The following is a 20,212-nucleotide window of genomic DNA, read 5'->3' on the forward strand; positions in this document are numbered from 1 at the left end:
GCCGCACTCTCATTGCGGCCTTGGGCAGGGGAAGAAAAAAATGAAGATCAAGAGTGTCGTAGGGCTGGGGATCGTTGCCTTCGCGGGTCTCGCTTGCGAAGCGGCGACGGCGGGCGTGAGCATTGGCGTCAATCTCGGGTTGCCGGTCGCGCCCGTTTACGCTCCGCCGCCCGTGTACGTGCAGCAACCCGTCTATGTCCAGCCGCAGCCGGCTTATGTCGAGCAACAACCGGCTTACGTGGAGCAGCAGCCGGTGTACGTCGAGCGGCAGCCGGGACCGCCACCCGCCGCGTACCAGGCTGCGCCGCCTGTCGTGTATCAGCCCGCGCCCGTGGTCGTGGCGCCCGCGCCGGCGATCGTCATCGGCTGGCATGGCGACCGGTACTGGGACGGCGCGCGCTACTGGGAGCGTCGCGACTGGTACGCGCATCACGGCGGCTATGGTTATCGTCACTGGTAAGCCGGAACTGACGGGGAGGCTGTTGTCATGAAAACATCAACTACAACGAAGCCGGGCGGGCGAAGTCTGGCGCGCTCGCTCGTCCTGCCCGTCGCGCTCGGGCTCGCGGTAGGGCTGGGCGGGTGCGTCTATGCGCCGCCTTATGGCTATGCGCCCGCGCCGGCATACGGCTACGCGCCGGCGTATGGATACGCGTACGGGCCGGCTCACTACGCGCCGTCGGTGTCGGTGGGAGTGGGATTCGGCGGAGGTTATGGGCACTGGCACGGGCGGTGACACCCACCGTGCCTGTCTCGCGGCTCAACGGCGTTCGACGCAAGCCGCGTTCGGCTGATTTGCCGGCATCCTTGGAACACCCGTTGCTCGGCCTTCGCAAACTCTCGCGGAGAACCCGATATGGCCGAGCAATCCGAAACCCTTCATGCAGCCGACGCCCGCTGCGAGCACTTCATGCTCGCCGCCAATGGCTGGGTGCCGAACAATGCGCGCCTGCCGGTGCTGCTGTGGCACGGCGCGATCGAGCCCGGCGGCCGCGACTGTGGCAGCCGCTTCGAGGCACTCTTCGCGCAGAACGGCTGGCCGCCGCAATGGCGCGACAGCGTCTTCGACTATCACCATTTCCACTCGACGGCGCATGAGGTGCTCGGAGTTGCATCGGGCGAGGCGGAGCTGATCATCGGCGGTCCGGGAGGGCGCGTGATCTCCGTGCGTGCCGGCGATGCGCTCCTTCTGCCTGCCGGCACCGGTCATTGCCTGCTGAAAAGCGGCGGCCGGTTTCAGGTGATCGGCGCGTATCCGCCGAACCAGCAATGGGACATCCGGCGCGACGCCCTCAGCGCCGACGACCTGCGCGCGATGCAAGCCTTGCCGTTCCCGGCCACCGATCCCGTCGGCGGAGAGGACGGCGCCCTCACGCGGCTGTGGCGTTGAGCGCGATGCTCCGCCGTCCCGTCACTGCTTGACGCATTCCGGACGGCGGGTGCGCCACGACGGCACGCGTTTGACTACGCCGGTCGCCAGCGCCGTGCCCGCGAGCACGATGCCGCACGCCACTGCCATGCCGATCGACACGCGTTCCGACAAGAACAGCGCGCCCCATAGGATGCCGAAGATCGGGATCACGAACGTCACGGTGATCGCGCGCGCCGGCCCGGCCACCGCGATCAGGTGAAAGAACACCATGTACGCGACACCCGTGCATGCGACACCCAGTGCGATCACCGCGCCCCACGCGTGCATCGACACCGGTCCCGCGGGCCACGACACCAGCGCGAACGGCAGGAGCACGAGGGTCGCGGCCGTCATCGTGCCGGCGGCGACGGTCAGCGAATCGACACCCATCAGATGGCGCTTTGTATAGCTTGCCGCGATGCCGTAACAAAGCGTCGCGGCGAGGCCGGCCAGGGCAGCGAGCGCGGTGCTCATCGGCGTGACCGCGGAGGCCGTCGCGCCCGGATGAGCCAAGGTCTGGTCCCATACCAGCGCGAGCACGCCGGCGAAGCCGATCGCGAGTCCCGCAACGCGCAGGCGGCTCAGGCGATCGCCGAGCCACACGAACGCCACGAGCGCGCCCCAGAGCGGCGTCGTCGCGTTGATGACGGAGGTCACGCCCGCCGACAGCGTCAGCTCGGCATACGCGAAGAGACAGAAAGGCGCGGCGGAGTTGAACACGCCGACGACGATGAGCGGCCACGCGCGCTGCCGCATCGTCGCGATGGCTTCGCGCGGCGAGCCGCGCAGCGCCAGCACGATCAGCAAAAACAGCGCGCCGATGCCGACGCGCAGCGCCATCAGCGGCGCGACGCCGAGATCGGTCACGCCGACACGGATGAACAGGAAGGAGCCGCCCCACAGCGCGGCGAGTAAGAGCAGTTGAGCAAGATTGACGGGATTCATGGCGGGCTTCGCAAAGGAGTCGGGAGCGAAGCCATCGTATCGGCGGGCGCGCGACGGATGCTTCGGCGCGGCGTGAAACGAAAGATGCATCGCCTGACAGGAGAGTCATCGTAGGCGTGCGGATCGCGGGCGGCAAACGAGCAATTCTCACCGGTATGTGAAAGAAATTGCGATGCGGCGCGCGGCCGTCCGGCGAACCGGCCTAGGCCGAACGGACGACTGGCGGGCGTGGCGGTCCGGTGCGACTCTTGCGTCATCGATACGCGCATTGATTGGCCAATGCATCTGGTACGCACAAGGAGAGGACGTCATGGCTAACGTAAACGGCAACGCATCGGGGAGCACGGCAGGCATCACATCGGATAACGCGTCGGGCAACGGCGCGGGGACGCCCGGCGGGCAACCGCCAGCGCCGCCGCTGTCGCGCAGCGCGGTGACGAGCGCGATGGAAGCGGCGCTGGGACCGGGCATGGAGCAGGGCAGCGATGACAACGTGACGCCGCTCGCGGCCGGCGCGGCGCACAAACCGCCCCGGCACGTGCCGACGCGTTCCCCGGAGCATGTGCATGGCAGCCCGCTCGAAGGCGGCGACAGTCCCGCGGTGCTTGCGCAGCCGGCTTCGGCATCGTCGGAGGGGCAGGGCAGCCGCTTTCATCCCGATCCCGCTTCGACGAGCGGACGCGCGAAACGCGTGATCGCGGGCGCGCAGGATGTGGCGGTTGCGCGGTATCGCCGCGTCACGGAGGGCACCGATGACTTCGTGCACGACAATCCGTGGAAAGCGATCACGATGGGCGCGATAGGCGGTCTGATCGTCGGCTTGCTGATTTCTCGCTGAACGCGCCGGGCCGGGCGGCGGGCCTCGTCCTTGCTTGATGGATTACGGTGCGGCGCTCATCGCCGCGCCGAACACATGGACGGAGAACTGAACAAAGCGGGAACGGGCCGCCGCGAAGTCTGGACGCCTCGCATGGCGGTCGTCAGCGCACCGCGACGCGTGCTGATCGCGCATTCGGAGCCGAATGTCGGGGACTCTTTTGCGCTGCTGCTCGCGATGCGCGGCTTCGAAGCCGTGCAGATCGGCGAGCCGGAACGCGCCGTTCAGTTGTCGTCGACGTGGCATCCGCAGGCGGTGTTCGTCGATACGCGGTTCGGCAACGCGGCGGGTGGACAAGCGAGGCCGGCAATGCCGGACCACTGGTTCGTGCGCGAGTTGCGCGGCCACGCCGACACACCCGACACGCCGCAACAACTGGTGATCGCTTTCGCAGCCGATGAAATGCGCGATACGCTGCAAACAGCCGGTTACGACGGCGTGTGCCGTAAGCCGTGTCCGTTCTGGTGGCTGGTGGATGTACTGACGCGTTTTTATGCGCGATGACGGAGCGCGGTGTGATCATTGACCGCAAGCCTGCGGCGATAACTCGACGTATGGATTACGTGGTCCGTTAGATGCGGATGCGCCAACTCCATTGCATCCAATGAAAAGAGCAGCACGAAGGCTGCCCGTTTATCGAGAAGAAAGAGTACGTCGCTCTTTCCGTGCGTTGTTCGAACGCCTAGCGAAAGTCGCGCTCCGAGTTTGGCTGAATCGCGCATCGCGACGGACGCGCTCATCAGCCAACGCAACTAAGCAACGCTTCAGCGGCGATTGAAGTCGTTCGTTTCCAGTTCGACCGACTGTCCGCCATTGCGCTCGAGCGTTCGCCGGGCTGCTTCCTCGATCTCGACACGTCCGCCTTCGAAGGCACTCAGCATCGCGTGCGACGAAGTGCCGGCATTACCGAAGTGATCGTTGAGCGCATCGAGAGAGACGCTGCACCAGACTTCGCGTCCATCGACGGTCGCTTCGAATGCGACCCGCGCTGCCGCCACGACGTGACGCCGCCCGCTGAACTCTATTGCCATCCTTCACCTCCTGTTTTCGTCAGAGAAACGCTGCACGGTCTGCAACGCTCATGCCCGCCGCGACCGCACTGCGCTAACAGCACGAACAGCCGCCGACATGCCGCATGCCGTAGCCGCCCACGCTTTCCTTCGATTCTCCGCCGCTGCTTCCTACCGATGGCGCGCCGATTGTCACACGTGGTGCGGTCTCGCCGCAGCCGGGACAGGAAACGGGGTCGTCACGCTCGGCGATGCGGCGCACTGCTTCGAACGCGCCGCATCGCGCGCACTCGTAGTCATAAACGGGCATGGTGCTCTATCGGGAAAGGGAACAAGAACAGTGTAGCAACTCATGGCGTCAGCAAGCCATGTTCCGAATCGTGTCATGCGTGAAACAGCGTGGCATCGGTATTGCTGAAGAAGCGGCAAACAACCGCCCAAGGAGGCTTCAATGAAAAGCAATGCAGTTCTGCTCACCGCGCTGGCATCGGCGCTTCTATCCGCCGCGCCGGCAGTCGCACTTGCGCAGACGCAGGCGGCCAGCACCACGCAAGCCAATGAACTGGGATCGCCAGACAAGGAATTCGTGCAGGCAGCGTCGATGTCGAGTTCCACCGAAATCGATGCAAGCAAGCTCGCGTCGAAACAGTCGCAGGACAAGGACGTGAAGAATTTCGCGCATCACATGATGGTCGATCACACCAAGCTCACGCTGCAACTGAAGATGGCTGCGCCGCACGGCGTCACCGTGCCGAAGGACAACTCCGATACCGCCGTGCTCGATTCGCTGAAGGGCCTGAAGGGCAAGGAGTTCGACACCGCCTATATTCAGAAGGTCGGCGTCGAGGGCCACAAGCAGGCCGTCGAGGCTTTCCAGAAGGAAGCGCAGGAAGGGCAGAACGCGGATCTGAAGAAGGCGGCTCAGAAGGCGCTGCCGACCATCCAGCAGCATTTGAAGATGGCGCAGGATCTCGCGGCCAAGAAGGGCGTGCAGTAAGCAGTTCCATGACAGGCGCGGCGCAAGCCGCGCCGTCTCAGCGTTCGCGGATCAACGCGCGCCCTGGCGCAGCAAGCGCTCCCGCGCTTCGGGAATCGACTCGAAGACACCTTCGCCTTCGTCGAAAACCGATACCTCTCCCTGCCCGATGTCGTAGACCCAGCCCTGCACCTGCAATTGTTTGAGCGCGAGCCGCCCGGCCACTGCCGGATGCGTGCGCAAATGCGTGAGTTGCAGCCGGATGTTTTCTTCGACCATCGCCTGCACGACGCGTTCTTCCTCCAGCTTTCTCGCCGTCACGACGCTGCGCGCGGCTTCCGCGTTGCGCAGCCACGCGTGAACGGTGGGCATTTCATCGGCGATCGTCGCGCCCGACGCGAGGCCTTTCATCGCGCCGCAATCCGAATGGCCGCAGATCACGATCTGCCGCACGTTCAGCGCCAGCACCGCAAATTCGACCACGGCTGACACGCCGCCGAGCATCTCGCCGTACGCCGGCACGATATTGCCGATGTTGCGGCACACGAACAGCTCGCCGGGACGCGTCTGCGTAATCATTTCCGGCGACACCCGCGAGTCCGCGCAGGTGATGAACAGCGTATGCGGCGCCTGCTGGTGCGCGAGGCTTTTGAAAAGCGCTTCGCTGTCGGGAAAAACGAAGCGGCTGAAGTCTTCGGCGCCTTGAAGAAGGTACAGCAGGTCGGGCTGATCGGAGCCTTCGCGTTGTTCGCTCATCGTGGATTTATCGGACATTGGGGGCCCTTTAAGTGCGGATTGGCGAGCGGCTGCCCGCCGCCAACCGAGAGCTTGCGGGGTTTTGAGATGATGCGCAAGTCGTTGGCGAAGGACTTCGCACCGTGGCGAGCGTTACTGGCTGCGCGCGCAGCGGGCGAACGGTTCGATACATCGCGTCGAACCTACGTCCGGAGCATGAAGACTTCGGTTTTTACGAACTAATGCGCTCGATTTCGTGCATTTCATGGCGTCGATGCTTCCGCTAGATTGTCTCCATCGAAAGCAAACCGAAAGGAATCGACATGAAATGCCCTGTCTGCCCCGCGACGGACCTGCTGATGACCGCTCGCGAAGGCATCGAAATCGACTATTGCCCGAAGTGCCGCGGCGTGTGGCTCGATCGCGGCGAACTCGATCGTCTCGTTCAGCGCGACGAGCAGGTGTCGTTGCAGAAAATGCAGCAGCCGCATCACTACGCTCGCGATGGCGACTGGGACCGTCGCGATCACGATCATCGCTACAGCGATTCGAAAGGACGGCACGGTTATCCGCGCCGCAAGAAATCCTTTCTCGGCGAAATGTTCGACTTCGATTGAAGCAGGCAGCAGGCAGGTGCAGCGCAACTTCCCAGGCAAACGGAGAAAGGCATGGCAACGGTGAAGCAAGTCCTGAAAGCGAAGTCCGATACGGCCGTCCATACGATCAGCGCCGAGGCGAACGTCTACGAAGCGATTGCATTGATGTCGCATGCCGGCGTCGGTGCGCTCGTCGTGACGGCGGGCGGGGATCAGAACGGCGCGGTGCGCGGCATCGTGACCGAGCGCGACTACGCACGCAAGGTGATACTGCAGGACAAGGCATCGCGCACGACAACTGTCGGCGAGATCATGTCCGCTCCGGTGATGTCAGTCGGTCTCGCCACGCGCACGGACGATTGCATGGCGCTGATGACGCGGCATCGCATCCGTCATCTGCCGGTGATCGATGGGGTGCGGCTCGTCGGCATGGTGTCGATCGGCGACATGATCCGCTATGTGATCGACGAGCAGCAGTTCGCGATCGACCAACTCGAAACCTACGTGCGCGGCCCGCACCACGATGCGCCGACCTGCGCACTCACGCGCCGCAGTCCGCTGCCGCAAACGCTCGCGACGCGGCTTATGTGAGTTCTGCACACCTCGTCAAGTCGCGTCTATCTCGGCGGGATACGCCGCCTCTTTAGGAACGGCCCTCTCGTTGCGGCGCAGGCGATTGACCTGCGCCAGCCCCAGCGACAGACCCGGGTCCAGATAATGAATGACGAGGCTGCGGCGCTCGCCCTCGAGCACATCGAGATTGCAGTGCTGCATCAGAAATCCGTTGAACACGTAGATGCTGCCCGCCGTGCCCCGGATGTGCGTGCACAGCCCCTTGTCCAGATGGCGCTGCGTGCGCGCCGCGCGAAGCGGGAAGGGTAGCGCGCGTTCGCCCCACTGCATGCTCTTGCGCAAGACGTTGTCGCGGCGTCGCGGAATGCCGCGCGCTTTCGGATAGACGATCAGATCGCCGCTGCGGTCGTCATCGCTTGCGGTCTGCAGCACGATCACGAGCGTCAGCACTTGCGAATCGAAATGGCGGCAATGGCTGCCTGACGTCGATGCGCTGCTTCCCACGCGAAGCCCGAACCACGGTCCTACCTTTCCGTCGACATGCATCGTCGAGGCGAGCCAGTTCGACGCGGCCCGCACCGCCTCGCTTTCCAGTTCCCTGAACGCGGCGTCGTCCCGCAGCGTGTGCACGATGTCTTTCGCGCAGCCGAAGAACTGCTCGTGATCCGGTGTCGCTTCGTAAGCTGCATCGAGCTTGCTTTTGATCGCGGCGAGCGTCGGCGGCGCCACCATCGATTCGAAGATCGCGATACCCCCTCGCGATGCCTGCGTCAGTGCGGCACGGTCTTGTGCATTCATATAGCGCTCTCGGGATGACGTGGATGGACGGCGATTCGCTTGGGCGTCGCATGTCCTGCGGCGCATTTGATAGGCAATCCTATGCTTGCCCATCACGCCGCTATGTACGACGACGAACGCATGTTCGCGACGTGACGTATCGACGCGAATGCGGCCGCCGGCGAGCCGATACCGCGTCTATGTGCGCTGCCGCTCTTAGCAACGATTGCGAGCGCACCGTTATGCGCGAAAGCCGACATAGCAAACGTGAACGCGCCTCGCCGCCCGGGCGAAGCGTGCGTCTTCGCACTGAGCCGCGTATACCCCACAGGTAAATTTCCGGCAACGGGGATGAGCCTGGCCAGGTTCGTCGGCAGTCACCCGCGCGTGCACACAACAAGAGGCGGTCGCCGGTTGCTTTCGACACGACGACACCCAACGACATGCGACGGTAGAACAATGAACAGGGTATTGGACAGGGCATCGCTCGAAGACAAGCTGTGGGTGGCGAGTTTCATCGCAGCCGTCGGCAGCGACGTGCTCTCGGGCGTCATTCGCTACTACACCTCGATGGCAGGCGTGCCTCAGGCCGCGTATCTTCCCAAGCTGCTGATGCTTGCCTGGGTGATGTACACGCTGATCAGGCGTCCAAGAGCGAGCCACGCGCTCATCGCGTTGTACATGCTCGCGGAATCGTGCGTGTCGCTATCGCATGGCGTCGCGCCCGAAGCTGTCGGCTTCTGGCTGTGGACGGTCACGCCGATGCTCTTCGCGCTCACTGCGACACCGCAAGCACTCGCGTATCTGAACGGCCGGGTTGCGACAACGGGGCTCGCGGTGCTGGCGGCGCTTTGCGGCATCGGCATCCTCGCCAACACCTTCATGACGATGCCGTGGGTCGGCGTCAGCGTCTCCGTCGGCGGGCATAACGTACGTGCCGCTGTGGCGTCGTATGTCGGCATCGCATCGCGGCTTTCGGGCTTCGGGCGCGACAGCGCATCCACGGGCCTGATGGCGGGTCTGCTCACAGCGTGGCTGCTGATGCGCACGGACAAGCGCTGGTTGCAGTGCGTGCTGCTTGTGTGTGCAGGCGCGGCGATTCACGCCACGACCAACAAGACGGCGCCGGTCTCGCTGGCCATTGTCGTCGTTGCGCATTGCTTCTTCTCGACGATGACGATCAAGCGCGCCTGCCTGTGGGCCGCAGGAATCGCGATCGCGTTTCCGTTCGTGTCGTACATCGCCACGCTGATGTTCAATCTTTCAGGCACCGGTTTCACGACGCTCGCTTCGTTCCAGGACCGCATGTTCAACACATGGCCGGTCATCATGGAAGGATTGCTGAAGAACAACCGCATCTGGCTCGGCCTCGGGCCGGGCGGCTTCGGCTCGGCAACGACGTATTACGAGAGCGCGTTCGGCTTCAATGTCGCCTACGCGGACAACTCGCTGCTGTATGCGATGGCGAACTTCGGGATCGTCGGCGCGCTCCTGCTCGTGGCGTTTTTCGTGCGGCTGATGATGCGCGCTCCGACCGACGACCGGCCGACGTGGGCGATGCTGCTCTATCTGCTCTTCTCGTGTGCGACGACCGATACGTTCGAATCGATCGGCTGCCTGCTGTTCTTCGGCGTCACGTTGAGCTATCTGCGCGAGAACGCGGCGTTCATGCAACCGGTCATCTGGCGCATGCCGGCCCGCTTTACGCCGGCCAACTGGCGGGCGCGCGCAACCGTGATCGATGCGCCGCACGACGGCCTGCGGGGGCTCTGACATCATGCAGAAGAGCGGCAATATTCGGCGGCGGCTCGCAGTGGCCGCCGTACTGGCGATGTGCGCGTCCATGCTGCCCGCATCGGCGACGCCGAGTCTCACCATCGATGGCTCGTCGTCGTCGCTCGAACGCGCGTACGTCGCGTTGCCGTCGTTTGCATCGGCGAGGGCGAACACGGGCGTGGCGATCCACCAGATCGGCGATACGAAACTGCTCGACGCCGTGAAGGACGTCGGCTTCTCGTTCGTGCGTACGGACCTCTTCTGGGAAGCGGTGCAAGCGCCCGATGGCTGGCACTTCGCCGGCTTCGATGGTCTCGTGAACAATCTGCGCGCACGCGGCCTCGGCGCGCTGCTGATTCTCGGCTACAAGCATTACGCCTATAGCCCGAATCAGCCGCCGACATCCGCGCCGCAGCTTGCCGCGTTTCGCACGTATGTCTATCAGGCTGCCTTCCGCTATCGCGATGCGCCCGTGCGCTTCGAAGTATGGAACGAGCAGGACCACAAGGATTACTGGCTCGCGGAACCATCGCCTGCGGCTTACCGCGCGCTGCTTCAGAACGCGGTGCAAGCGGCGCGGACCGCCAATCCGAACGTGGTAATCGCAACGGGCGGAGTCCAGCAGGTGGATCGCGGCTTCATTCGCGCAGTCGGCGATATCAGCGCGACGCAGACGGGCCCCGATGCAGTGAGTGTGCATCCATACCGGCAGCAGGAGCCGGAAACAGTGCTCGACGACTATCGCGAGTTGCGCCACGACCTGTCGGGCTACGTTAAACGTCCGCAAGTGTGGGCAACCGAATGGTCATACCCGAGCTTCGGATATCACTATGTAACTGATATCGGAAATGGTCATTCAAGCGAGGCGCGTGCGAGACAGGCCAACTACGCGGTGCGGCTGCTGATGATGAACTGGATCGCGCAAGTCGGGCTGACGTCGTATTACGACATGCGCAACGACGGCACCAACCCGAAGGAAATGGAACATAACTTCGGACTACTGGATGCCGGAAACAGAAAACTGCCCGCGTATCACGCAGTAAAGCATCTGTTCGCGTTCACGGCCAACACGAAAAATGCGCGCTACTTCATCGACGAGAAGGAGCAGACCGTCGTGCTCAAGTTCGACGATGCGCGCGCCACGAAATACGTTGTCTGGTGCTACGGCGCGGGCAACGTCATGAATCTCGATGTATCGCGTCTGCCGGCCAGCGCGGTCATCGCCGATCTGTACGGCACGCGGCGCGACAGGCGCAACGTGCTCGCAGTGACCGAAGCGGAAGGACCGGTGTTCATCACGGTCGGTTCATAGTATCAAGCGGCGTGTACGAGGGAACGCGCCGTCGTCGGTTGCGACTGACGTCTCTGGTTTTCATCTAATTTGTTAGGGATATAACATGCTTTCATATAACATGCGCCCCGCCATGACGCCAGTTCCGCAACGCGGCGACGGTCTGGTCGATCTGTGGCGCAGCGTCGTGCGTCACAAGACGTTGCTCGGCGCTGTGACCGGCACGTGTTGCGCAGCGGGCGTGCTCTACGTTTTGCTCGCAACGCCGCAATACCGCGCCGAGGCGCTGTTGCGCGTGCAAAGCAAGGCGGGCACGTCGATCAGCGCACTGTCGGACGTATCCGGTTCCATGGCCGCCGATGCTTCCGCCAGTGATGAAAGCGATGTACTGACTTCACGCTCGGTCGTGAGCGCGGCGATAGCGCAGACGAGCGCCGATACGGTCGTCGAGACGCAAAGTCATTTTCCGCTGATCGGCAGTTATCTGGCTTCGCGTCACGCAAGCGACAGCGAACTCGCGCCCGCGCCGTTCGGACTGGACCAATATGCATGGGGCGGCGAGCGCCTGAAGCCCGGCGTTTTCACGGTGCCCGAATCCGCGTTGAAGATGAAGTTCCACGTGATCGCGGGGCAGGGCGGACGCTGGACGCTCTTCGACAAAGACGACAAGGCGCTCGCGCAAGGACGTATCGGCGAGACTGTGTTCTTTCAGGTCGATACGCCGGACGGGCGTGCTCCCGGCGAGCTGCGCATCGACACGTTGCGTGCGCGTCCCGGCGTGAGCTTCGAGTTGCGCAAGTATTCGCAACAGACGACGTTCGACAACGTGCTCGCGCGGCTGCGCACGTCGATTCCGCCGCGTGAATCGACGCTGCGCGATCCGTCGTTGATCCGTCTCAGCTATCAGGCCGAATCGCCGCTGGTGGCACAGGCCATGGTCAACGCGATCATCAAGACGTATCAGGAGCGCGATGCCGAACGCCGCGCTGCGCAGGCGCAGACGAGCCTCGACTTCCTGAAGAAGCGCCTGCCCGCGCTGAAGCATGATCTGGAAGCCGCCGAGAGCCGTCTGAACGCGTTTCGCACGCAGACCGGCACGGTGGATATGGCGCAGCAGAACACCGCGCTCATCACGCGCATGAGCCGCCTTGAAGAGCAGCAGACGACCTTGCAACTGGCGCTCGACGCCGCGCAGCATCGCTATCGGCCGGAGAACGAGAACTATCAAAGCGCGCTCACGCAGCTCAATCAGGTGAAGCATGAGATTGCCGAGACGTCGAAGATTGCGGCGAATCTGCCTACCGTGCAGCGGCAATACGTCGAGCTTGCACGCGATGTGGCCGTCACGACTCAGCTCTACACGAGCGTGCTGACCAATGCGCAACAGCTCGAAGTCGCGGCAGCCAGCACGCCGCCGGGCATGGCCGTGGTCGACTGGGCGGTCGCACCCGAGAAGCAATCGTGGCCGCGTGCGTGGATCGTGCTGCTCGGCTCTATCTTCGGCGGCTTGTTCCTCAGCACTGTGTCGATCTATCTGATCGCGATGAATCGCAAGGAGCTTCGTAGTCCGGAAGAAATCGATCACTTCTCGCAACTGCCGCGTCTTGCCGTGATTGCTCGTTCGACCGCGCAACTGAAGCAGGACGTCCGCGCGCTGACGCACAACGCCGCGCCCGCCAAGCTGCTCGCGATGGCGAGTCCGACCGATCCGAGCATCGAAGCGCTTCGTTCGCTGCGCAGCAGTGTGCGTGCGATGCTGAGCGGCGCGCCGGTTCCGATGAACCAGTTCGGCCTGGGCGGCATGAATCCGTTCAATTCGGCCAACGCGATGTCGTTCGCCGGCACCACGAGCGTGATGAATCCCGGCTATGTCGTCGATGCAAATCAACCGGGCGGCAAGGTCATCCTGTTCACCGGTCCGACGCAAGGTGTGGGCAAGAGCTTCGTGTCGTCGAACTTCGCGTATCTGCTGGCCGAGACGCGCGCGTCCGTGCTGCTGATCGACGCCGACATGCGTCAAGGGCGGCTGCGTCATCTCGTCGATGGCCGCACCGGGCCGGGGCTGGCCGAAGTGCTGGAAGGGACCGCGCGCCCGGACGAAGCAATCGTCCCGCTCGGCAACGGTGGTCTCTCGATCATGGATGCGGGTGCGTTCTATCCGGAGAACCCGGCGGAACTGCTCGGCCGGCCGGCGTTCCAGGAAACGCTCGCCATGCTGCGCGACATCTACGATTACGTCGTGATCGATTCGCCGCCGGTCCTGCCGGTTAGCGACGCGCTTTCGATCGCGACGCAGAACTGCGACCTGGTGCTGCTGGTGTCGCGGGCCGATCGGACGGGTGCGCGGCAACTCGAGGAAACCTTGCGCCGCCTGGAAAACGTGGGCGCGAAGGTAGGCGGTCACGTGTTCAACGGGTTTGCGCCGGGACGCTACGGCGCACGCGAAGAGTACGGCTTCAAGACGGTCGCGCGTTAAGCGGGACAGGCGGTCCGGCGGATCATCACGCCGGACTGCCGAGCTGCCGGACGATCAGGCGTCGGCGTGCAGGAGTTGCTGCAACGTGCCGACGACTCGGTCCCAGCCGCCGAGTTCGCTTGCCCGCACGAGGCGCATGCTCGGATACCAGGGCGTGGACGTCGGCTCGCGCTCGTATCGCCACTCGGCGACCTGATTCAGGAACATGTAGCAGCGCTTGCCGAGAGCGCCGGCGTAATGACTCAGCCCGCCATCGTTGCCGATGAAGATATCCAGCTGGTCGATGATTGCCGCCGAGTGAGCCAGCGTCAGATCCAGGTTGAGCGTGGTGAAACGGTCGAGATCGGCCGAGCGCGGGTCGTTCAGCCAGCGGCGGCGTTCGAAGCCCCGTTGCATGATGACCCAGTACACATCGAGGGAGTCCTCGAACAGCGGATCGAGGTCGGGCAGACACAGGCTGCGGTTCGCGAAGTTGTTCGCCGATTCGCAAGAAGACCAGAACAGGCCGACGCAGCGCCGTCCGCGCGCACGCGTCCGAATTTCATCGATGATGCCGTCGACACTCGACGGATGGGCCGGCTCGATGTACCGGTGCGACGGCGCGTAACCCAGCACCGGGAAGAGTGACGTGAAAAGACTGAACGGGTCGGTCCACATCGCGGAGTCGCCCGACGGCCTTTCGAAACCGGCGGCGTACATTGCGCGGGCCAGTTCGGCTCGCTCCGGCTCGGGCATCGCGAGGCGAAGCAGGTTGTTGTCGTAAAACACCTGTACACCCATCGCTTCCAGCGCGCAAAGGTAGCGCGACCAATTGACCATATCGCCATAGCCGGACGCGACCAGACGAACTTCGAGGCGCGCGGGCAGGGCGCGCTCGCCGGTCCAGTAGCCTGCCAGATCGAGATGAGGGAAAAGAATCCGGCGCGAATCATGGGACGACCAGTAATGATGCATTGCCGCGACGCCCTGCGCGATGCCATCGCGCCGCATCGTGCTGCGCGCCTGATGGTGACCGAGCACGAAAGCTGAATGCTCGTCGAGACCTTCGGGAGTGATGCCGATCACGCCGTCGTCGTCACCGAGATAATGCCAGCCGTAAACGCGCCATAGACGGGCGGCAACCGGCGAGGTGTTCGCCTTCTGCGCGAACTGTTCAATGGCCGCGAGCGCCACTTCCTTAAGTCCTAGGTGAACACAGATGTCACACAGACAGTGAACGTGGAAAGCGAAATTCTCGGATTTGCGTGTCAGCCCGACGCAAATGTCGAGCGCCTTGTTGAATTGGCCAGCGCGAAGATGAGTGACGGCTCGCCAGTGCCAGTAGTCGGGCGTGTGGCCGTCCGACGCACGCCGTTCGTCGAGGAAACGGAAACACTCGGCGATATTGCCTGCGTAGAGTTGCTGATGGAGGTCGTGGTATTGCTCGATCATGCTGGAGTCCATGAAGTAGGTTCAGCTGCGCTCGATCGTGTGATCCCGCTTGCTTACCTCTTTGTAGTAGGACCAGCGTGGCGCATCAACACGCGACTATGGCACGCAGAGCGGCAGTGTTTCAGATTCGGGATGATCGCCCAAAAAATTTGACGATTGGACGATCTCGACCTGCGACCGAATTGAAAATTCCGCGGTTATTCCAGATAAGCCGCGGGCAAGGTTGCAAGCCAGGCGTTCGTCAAAAGTCGCGCACAAGCGGTACGGATTCTGGACGAATGGCGGACGCCATGATTGAACAAGTTCGTTCTGGTAATCAGCGCTTTATACCAGCTGACGGGCGCCACGGAACATTGCGTCGATCTTCGGGGATACGCCGCCGAAATTGCCGGACAACAGCTGCTCGCAAAGACGGAAGATGTCGATCATTTCGTCCGATTTGCTGCAGATCCCGATTCTATTCATGCAGAAAATCTCGTCCAGAATAATCACGTCTCTTAATGTCGTGCAAAACAAAATAGGAACGCAGGGAAAGCGGCGTCTCAATTCGAGAAGACAATCCAGATTACCGATATCCACGTCTCGCTGCACGCACACGGGATCGAGTATGAGAAGGTCGACGCTGTTGGCCTGCAGGCGGTCAATCAGATCGAAACGTAAAATCACCGAATCAACCGTACTCTCCAATGGACCTTCGCTGAGCAGCGATCGCAAGGCGTGAACAATGACCGGTGCGGTTTCAGCGACGAGAATCTGACGACGAGCAAACTCCTGTTTCATTTCCATGCCCTGTGATGTGTTGAAGAGTGAATCGGTTTCAGAAGCCGAGAATAACTGAGTAAGAGGTCACGTACTATTAAAATTTTTCGACTGTCCATTCTAAATTCCATAGTAAGAGTCATTCTTAGGGAAATCCGAGTTAAATTAAATGCCTTCGAGGTGAATTAACGGATTCGCGGCAGTTAGTTTTGATAAGTCCGTGATCGATGCCTGTAATCGTCGAAACGGCTCAAGTGAACAGGTCACGCATGAAACCTTCAAAAAATTGTGGCGCTGGCTGAACAGATGCAGTTCGTCTTGCTGGCGTTGTTGCAAGCCCCGTCTTTGCAGCCGAGAGAGTGTGACCAAGGAGGTGAGGGCGCAATACGATGTATCTGAATTGATGTGCGTGGCGTGGTGCCGACCCCGGCCGAGGACGTGGAGTCATGGGCCTTTTTGGGGGGCGTGCGTTCGATGAGCGTTGCTAGATTTACAGGCGGTACACGTAGACGGTTGTCGTTCGCCGATTCTCTTAAACAGCGTGTAAAGCGGAGTCCGACATTAATACTGCATGTCAGTTTGTGTCGCCGCGATATGTGGAAATTAATGCCAAATTTATGCGAAACATCCTTTCCCTGCTATTCAACGGGAACGTCCGTATTTCATTGATTCCCTACCATCGAGTTAATGAAGCGCGACTGCCCCCCGTTCGATATTCGCAACCGAATTCAAGTTGAGCTAACCCCGCCCTTGGTGATTCGACTTATCTCAATCGGTCGACTGCCTATAATCTCGTTCCCGAACCACGATAGAAGTGCGTACAGTGAAGCGCAAGTTCCGCGCTTACATACGCTGTACAGTTGAGAGGCTTGTATGAATGATGTACGAGAGCGCATCCTCGGAACCGCCGCGCGTTTGTTTTCTCAGCATAGCTGCCACCAGATCGGCGTCGACCTGATTGCGAGGGAATCGAACGTGTCGAAGGTGACGATGTACCGATACTTCCAGTCGAAGGAAGCGTTGTTGCTGGAAGTGTTGAAGGAACGGATGCAGGCAATAGAAGAGGCGCTGACATCCGCCATCGCCTGCAACCCGTCGGGCAGGGAGCGGCTCAGGGCGATCTTCCAATGGTACGAAAGCTGGTTCAATCAGCCCGATTTTCAGGGATGCGTCTTTGTCGCCGCACTTTACGAGTATCACGCTCATCCGCAGGTAGTCAGCATGGCGGAGGCGCAAAGGGAGCGGCTTCGGGAACTGATCCGGCGCACGTTGTTCGACATGATTCATCCATCCGTCCTGGACCAGTTGAGCCGCCAGATGGTGTTTTTGCTGTACGGCGCGATCTTTTTTGCACAGACGGGCAGGAAAGGCGCGGCCGCGCAGGATGCGTGGGAATGCGCGAGTCAGCTTATCGACTTCGCTATACAAGGAAGAGCGTGATGGAAGGTTCAAGAACGCGCGAGCGATCGCATGAAGCAAGGCTGGTCGCTCACGTCTCAAAAAGCCCGGGCAGTGCCGTACAGACGGCTTCTATGAGAATAGAAAAGGCGCGGTCCGCGGCAGCGCCAGCCTTCCTAGCGATCCGCATTTTCGCCGTCAGGCGGCACGCCTGCGGGACTCGGGGGATCACGCAACTCGGCGTCTTGCTCCGGGGCGTGCGGCGGATCTTTTGGCTGCGCCGGGCCCAGATCGGTCAGGCCGTCCGAGTCGATGGGGTTTGCGGGCGGGTTGGTGTTTTCGGTAGATGCGGTCGACATAGTGGCTCCATTTCCGTGACGTTCCAGTTCTCGTTGCGCAGCAAGCGGTGGTCCGCTTGCGTGGGCATTTTTCGTGCTGAAACGGTATCGCGCGCTCGGACGCGCTTCCACGAACAACTGAACTGGGAGTTGACCATGACAATTCCGCAGAACGAACCCGGCACCGATGTCGTCGATAACGACAAGGCGAAGCAGCCAGCCACGCAGGCCGACGAGACCAACAAGGACTTGCCGTTAACCGAAGCCGATGACGGCAACACGCGAACGCCGACGGATCTGTCTTGAGCGCCAGCGGGACGGCCGCCGTGCGGCCGATTCTTTGCCAGTTCATCGTAGCTTTCGGTAATGACTGGATGCGGAGACGCCAAACCGGCAACCACGCACGAAGAGCGGCTGCGTCAAGCTGAAGGCATCTGCTAATGACAAGCGCGATATCGGATGTAAGCACGTAATAGAAATACCGCTAATTTGTCTTATGTCAAATCGACAATGCGCCAAGCCACATCACCCTAACTCCCGCTCACGCCCCAACAGAAACTCCCGCTCCCTCGCATTCCTCGCCAACGCCGCCGCTGCAAGAAACTCTTCCCGCGCCTCGTCCTTCCGTCCGACGCGCGCCAGCAGATCGGCCCGCACACCGGGCAACAAGTGATACCCCCGTAACGCTTCCGAATCCCGCAACCGATCGACGATATCCAGCCCAGCCTGCGCCCCGACCGCCATACTGACCGCGACAGCCCGATTCAGCTCCACAACCGGCGTCGGCGCGACCACCATCAACGCGTCATAAAGCGCAACGATCATCGCCCAATCCGTCTCCGCTGCGGTCGCCGCTCGCGCGTGGCATGCAGCGAGCGCCGCCTGCAGCGCATACACGCCGCGCGCACCGCCCAGCGCGTCGGCTCGCGCAAGCGCGGCGAACCCGCGCTGGATCAGCAGCGGATCCCATCGGCTGCGGTCCTGATCCGGCAGCAGTACCGGACGCCCGTCGCGGTCCACGCGCGCCTTGATCCGCGACGCCTGAATCTCCATCAACGCGACGAGCCCGTGCACTTCGCTTTCTTCCGGCATCAGCTCCGCAAGAACGCGCGCGAGCCGCAGCGCGTCCTCGCATAGCGCGGGACGCATCCAGTCGGCGCCGGCCGTCGCCGAATAGCCTTCGTTGAAAATCAGGTAGATCACTTCGAGCACCGACGCCAGCCGCGCCGCGCGTTCAGCGGCCTTCGGCGCCTCGAATGCGACGCGCGCCGCCGACAACGTCCGCTTCGCACGCACGATCCGCTGCGCGATCGTCGGTTCCGGCACGAGAAAGCCCCGCGCGATTTCGTCCGTCGTCAGCCCGCCGAGCAGCCGCAACGTCAGCGCGACGCGCGCATCCAGCGACAGCACCGGATGGCACGCCGTGAACACGAGCCGAAGCAGATCGTCGCCGATATCGTCTTCGCGGGCGGCGTCGAGGGCATCGACGAAATCGGGGGTCACGTGCATCTCCTGCGCGTCCAGATCGCGGCCCAGTTCCTCGTGCTTGCGTGCGTGCAGCGCATGCTGCCGCAGACGGTCGAGCGCCCTGTTCTTCGCTGTCGTCATCAGCCACGCTCCCGGCTTGTCCGGCACGCCCGCACGGCCCCAGTGCTCGAGCGCCGCGACGAACGCGTCCTGCGCCAGTTCCTCGGCGAGCGCGACGTCGCGCACCACGCGCGCCACGCTGGCAATCACCTTCGCGGCCTCCATGCGCCATACCGCGTCGATCACCCGGCGCGTCGCCGCATCGCGCTCGTTCAACGCGTCGTTCACGCCGCTTCCGGCGCCATGTGCACCAGTTCCCAGATGTGTCCGTCCGGATCCTCGAAAGCGTGTCCGTACATGAAGCCGTGATCCTGAGGCGGACGCGGCGTGCGCCCGCCCGCGGCGACGGCCTTCGCGATCACGTCATCCACTTCCGCCCTGCTCTCGCACGACAGGCAGACGAGCGTCTCCACGTGCGTGTGCGCGTCGATCAGCGTCTTGTCGGTGAAGGTCTGGAAGAACGGTTCGGTGAGCAGCATCGCGTACAGGTTCTCGCCAATGACGAGGCACGCGGCATTCTCGTTCGTGAACGCCGGGTTGAAGCCGAGACCGAGCGCCTTGAAGAACGTCATCGATCGCTTGAGATCGCGTACCGGAAGATTCACGAAGATTTGCTTGTGCATGTTGCGTGTCCTGGTTTTCCTTTTCTTCGATGACGACGATCGACGACCACACCGATCGACAAAAAATCACAGATAACACGGCCCTATCTTGCGCACTTCGACCGTGCACCACGCCGCAGCCGGGCATTCCGCGGCGATCGCGACAGCTTCGGCGTGCGTCTCGCAATCGAGCAGGAAGAAGCCGCCGATCATTTCCTTCGCCTCGGCGAAGGGTCCGTCGATGATTCTGGCGCGGCGATCGCCGCCCGATGCATTCGATACCCGCGACGCATCCTTCAGCGATGTCAGCGATTCGCACGCGCGCAACACGCCGCGCGCTTTGAGTCCATCGGCGTATTCGACCATCTGCCGATACGCCTCCCGGCCTTCTTCCGGCGTTCGCTGCGTACGCTGTTCGACCGGTTCAACGATGAGCAACAGAAAAGCCACGGCGGTCTCCTTAGAGCGGATTCGTGCCGCCAACTTAAACCGTCGCGAGGCACGCCGCAATCGGGAAAGATTCGTACGACAATAAGGATCAATTGTCGTACGTTACATCGAGTTACGCGCCGTTACGTGCAGTTCGCATCAATCGAAGGTAGTATCTGCGGCCAATCGTCTGATCGCTGACGCGACTCAGGCAAAAACGACCGG

General features: G+C 62.4%; 24 protein-coding genes. 13 read left to right on the top strand and 11 right to left on the bottom strand.

Translation table 11 applies throughout. From position 1 onward, the window contains the following. The first annotated feature begins 40 nt into the window (after positions 1–40). From LDZ21_RS06575 to LDZ21_RS06585, 3 genes are all read left to right on the top strand, one after another. Entirely contained in the window at positions 41–460 is a 420-nt protein-coding gene (locus LDZ21_RS06575; protein ID WP_244794698.1) for a hypothetical protein, read from the top strand. A gap of 27 nt (positions 461–487) precedes the next feature. Continuing rightward, on the top strand, positions 488–736 hold the full coding sequence (locus tag LDZ21_RS06580; protein ID WP_244794699.1) for a hypothetical protein: 249 nt from the start codon (positions 488–490) through the stop codon (positions 734–736). A 120-nt stretch (positions 737–856) separates the two neighbouring features. After that, the gene (locus tag LDZ21_RS06585) at positions 857–1,390 is read left to right on the top strand and encodes a cupin domain-containing protein (RefSeq protein WP_244794700.1); all 534 of its coding nucleotides are present in this window, start codon (positions 857–859) and stop codon (positions 1,388–1,390) included. A 21-nt stretch (positions 1,391–1,411) separates the two neighbouring features. Here the strand turns inward: LDZ21_RS06585 and LDZ21_RS06590 are convergent, their stop codons facing one another. Then, the gene (locus LDZ21_RS06590) at positions 1,412–2,356 is read right to left on the bottom strand and encodes a DMT family transporter (protein WP_244794701.1); all 945 of its coding nucleotides are present in this window, start codon (positions 2,354–2,356) and stop codon (positions 1,412–1,414) included. A gap of 310 nt (positions 2,357–2,666) precedes the next feature. Between LDZ21_RS06590 and LDZ21_RS06595 the strand changes: the two genes are divergently transcribed. Continuing rightward, a complete protein-coding gene (locus tag LDZ21_RS06595) occupies positions 2,667–3,194 on the top strand; it encodes an ElaB/YgaM/YqjD family protein (RefSeq protein WP_244794702.1) in 528 nt (175 codons plus the stop codon). Between the two features lie 75 nt (positions 3,195–3,269). Further along, a complete protein-coding gene (locus tag LDZ21_RS06600; protein ID WP_244794703.1) occupies positions 3,270–3,737 on the top strand; it encodes a PleD family two-component system response regulator in 468 nt (155 codons plus the stop codon). Positions 3,738–3,997: 260 nt separating this feature from the next. Here LDZ21_RS06600 and LDZ21_RS06605 read toward each other — a convergent pair whose 3' ends face one another. After that, on the bottom strand, positions 3,998–4,264 hold the full coding sequence (locus LDZ21_RS06605) for a DUF1488 family protein (RefSeq protein ID WP_035966215.1): 267 nt from the start codon (positions 4,262–4,264) through the stop codon (positions 3,998–4,000). A gap of 73 nt (positions 4,265–4,337) precedes the next feature. Next, positions 4,338–4,553 (bottom strand): FmdB family zinc ribbon protein, encoded by a 216-nt coding sequence (locus tag LDZ21_RS06610; RefSeq protein WP_035966216.1) that lies wholly within the window; start codon positions 4,551–4,553, stop codon positions 4,338–4,340. Positions 4,554–4,694: 141 nt separating this feature from the next. On the opposite strand from LDZ21_RS06610, the gene LDZ21_RS06615 reads away from it, so the two are divergent. Beyond that, positions 4,695–5,240: a DUF4142 domain-containing protein gene (locus LDZ21_RS06615; RefSeq protein WP_035966217.1), complete on the top strand. Its 546-nt coding sequence runs from the start codon at positions 4,695–4,697 to the stop codon at positions 5,238–5,240. A 51-nt stretch (positions 5,241–5,291) separates the two neighbouring features. Here the strand turns inward: LDZ21_RS06615 and LDZ21_RS06620 are convergent, their stop codons facing one another. Continuing rightward, positions 5,292–5,993, bottom strand: coding sequence for a carbonic anhydrase (locus LDZ21_RS06620; RefSeq protein WP_244794704.1), 702 nt, complete (start codon positions 5,991–5,993; stop codon positions 5,292–5,294). Between the two features lie 284 nt (positions 5,994–6,277). Here LDZ21_RS06620 and LDZ21_RS06625 point away from each other — a divergent pair, with 284 nt between their 5' ends. Both LDZ21_RS06625 and LDZ21_RS06630 read left to right on the top strand, forming a co-directional pair. Continuing rightward, positions 6,278–6,571: a TFIIB-type zinc ribbon-containing protein gene (locus LDZ21_RS06625; protein ID WP_244794705.1), complete on the top strand. Its 294-nt coding sequence runs from the start codon at positions 6,278–6,280 to the stop codon at positions 6,569–6,571. 51 nt (positions 6,572–6,622) lie between these two features. Continuing rightward, entirely contained in the window at positions 6,623–7,141 is a 519-nt protein-coding gene (locus LDZ21_RS06630) for a CBS domain-containing protein (protein WP_244794706.1), read from the top strand. A 15-nt stretch (positions 7,142–7,156) separates the two neighbouring features. On the opposite strand, the gene LDZ21_RS06635 is transcribed toward LDZ21_RS06630, so the two are convergent. Further along, positions 7,157–7,921, bottom strand: coding sequence for a hypothetical protein (locus LDZ21_RS06635; protein ID WP_244794707.1), 765 nt, complete (start codon positions 7,919–7,921; stop codon positions 7,157–7,159). Between the two features lie 438 nt (positions 7,922–8,359). Between LDZ21_RS06635 and LDZ21_RS06640 the strand changes: the two genes are divergently transcribed. The 3 genes from LDZ21_RS06640 to LDZ21_RS06650 all read left to right on the top strand — a co-directional run bounded on the left by LDZ21_RS06640 (position 8,360) and on the right by LDZ21_RS06650 (position 13,443). Continuing rightward, positions 8,360–9,673: an O-antigen ligase family protein gene (locus tag LDZ21_RS06640; protein ID WP_244794708.1), complete on the top strand. Its 1,314-nt coding sequence runs from the start codon at positions 8,360–8,362 to the stop codon at positions 9,671–9,673. 1 nt (position 9,674) lies between these two features. Then, on the top strand, positions 9,675–10,988 hold the full coding sequence (locus LDZ21_RS06645; protein ID WP_244794781.1) for a cellulase family glycosylhydrolase: 1,314 nt from the start codon (positions 9,675–9,677) through the stop codon (positions 10,986–10,988). A gap of 85 nt (positions 10,989–11,073) precedes the next feature. Further along, entirely contained in the window at positions 11,074–13,443 is a 2,370-nt protein-coding gene (locus tag LDZ21_RS06650; RefSeq protein ID WP_244794709.1) for a GNVR domain-containing protein, read from the top strand. A 54-nt stretch (positions 13,444–13,497) separates the two neighbouring features. On the opposite strand, the gene LDZ21_RS06655 is transcribed toward LDZ21_RS06650, so the two are convergent. Beyond that, the gene (locus LDZ21_RS06655) at positions 13,498–14,874 is read right to left on the bottom strand and encodes a hypothetical protein (RefSeq protein WP_244794710.1); all 1,377 of its coding nucleotides are present in this window, start codon (positions 14,872–14,874) and stop codon (positions 13,498–13,500) included. A gap of 324 nt (positions 14,875–15,198) precedes the next feature. Further along, positions 15,199–15,654, bottom strand: a complete 456-nt coding sequence (locus tag LDZ21_RS06660; protein ID WP_244794711.1) for a hypothetical protein — start codon at positions 15,652–15,654, stop codon at positions 15,199–15,201. Between the two features lie 852 nt (positions 15,655–16,506). Between LDZ21_RS06660 and LDZ21_RS06665 the strand changes: the two genes are divergently transcribed. Beyond that, on the top strand, positions 16,507–17,073 hold the full coding sequence (locus LDZ21_RS06665; protein WP_244794712.1) for a TetR/AcrR family transcriptional regulator: 567 nt from the start codon (positions 16,507–16,509) through the stop codon (positions 17,071–17,073). Positions 17,074–17,207: 134 nt separating this feature from the next. Here the strand turns inward: LDZ21_RS06665 and LDZ21_RS06670 are convergent, their stop codons facing one another. After that, a complete protein-coding gene (locus tag LDZ21_RS06670) occupies positions 17,208–17,390 on the bottom strand; it encodes a hypothetical protein (RefSeq protein ID WP_244794713.1) in 183 nt (60 codons plus the stop codon). Positions 17,391–17,525: 135 nt separating this feature from the next. Between LDZ21_RS06670 and LDZ21_RS06675 the strand changes: the two genes are divergently transcribed. Then, positions 17,526–17,675: a hypothetical protein gene (locus LDZ21_RS06675; protein WP_244794714.1), complete on the top strand. Its 150-nt coding sequence runs from the start codon at positions 17,526–17,528 to the stop codon at positions 17,673–17,675. Between the two features lie 219 nt (positions 17,676–17,894). On the opposite strand, the gene LDZ21_RS06680 is transcribed toward LDZ21_RS06675, so the two are convergent. From LDZ21_RS06680 to LDZ21_RS06690, 3 genes are all read right to left on the bottom strand, one after another. Continuing rightward, positions 17,895–19,121 (bottom strand): RNA polymerase sigma factor, encoded by a 1,227-nt coding sequence (locus LDZ21_RS06680; RefSeq protein WP_244794782.1) that lies wholly within the window; start codon positions 19,119–19,121, stop codon positions 17,895–17,897. Positions 19,122–19,180: 59 nt separating this feature from the next. Continuing rightward, positions 19,181–19,579: a VOC family protein gene (locus LDZ21_RS06685; RefSeq protein ID WP_244794715.1), complete on the bottom strand. Its 399-nt coding sequence runs from the start codon at positions 19,577–19,579 to the stop codon at positions 19,181–19,183. A gap of 66 nt (positions 19,580–19,645) precedes the next feature. After that, on the bottom strand, positions 19,646–20,008 hold the full coding sequence (locus LDZ21_RS06690) for a YciI family protein (protein WP_244794716.1): 363 nt from the start codon (positions 20,006–20,008) through the stop codon (positions 19,646–19,648). Positions 20,009–20,212 lie beyond the last annotated feature (204 nt).

The sequence above is a fragment of the Caballeronia grimmiae genome (assembly GCF_022879615.1).
Lineage (GTDB): Bacteria > Pseudomonadota > Gammaproteobacteria > Burkholderiales > Burkholderiaceae > Caballeronia > Caballeronia grimmiae.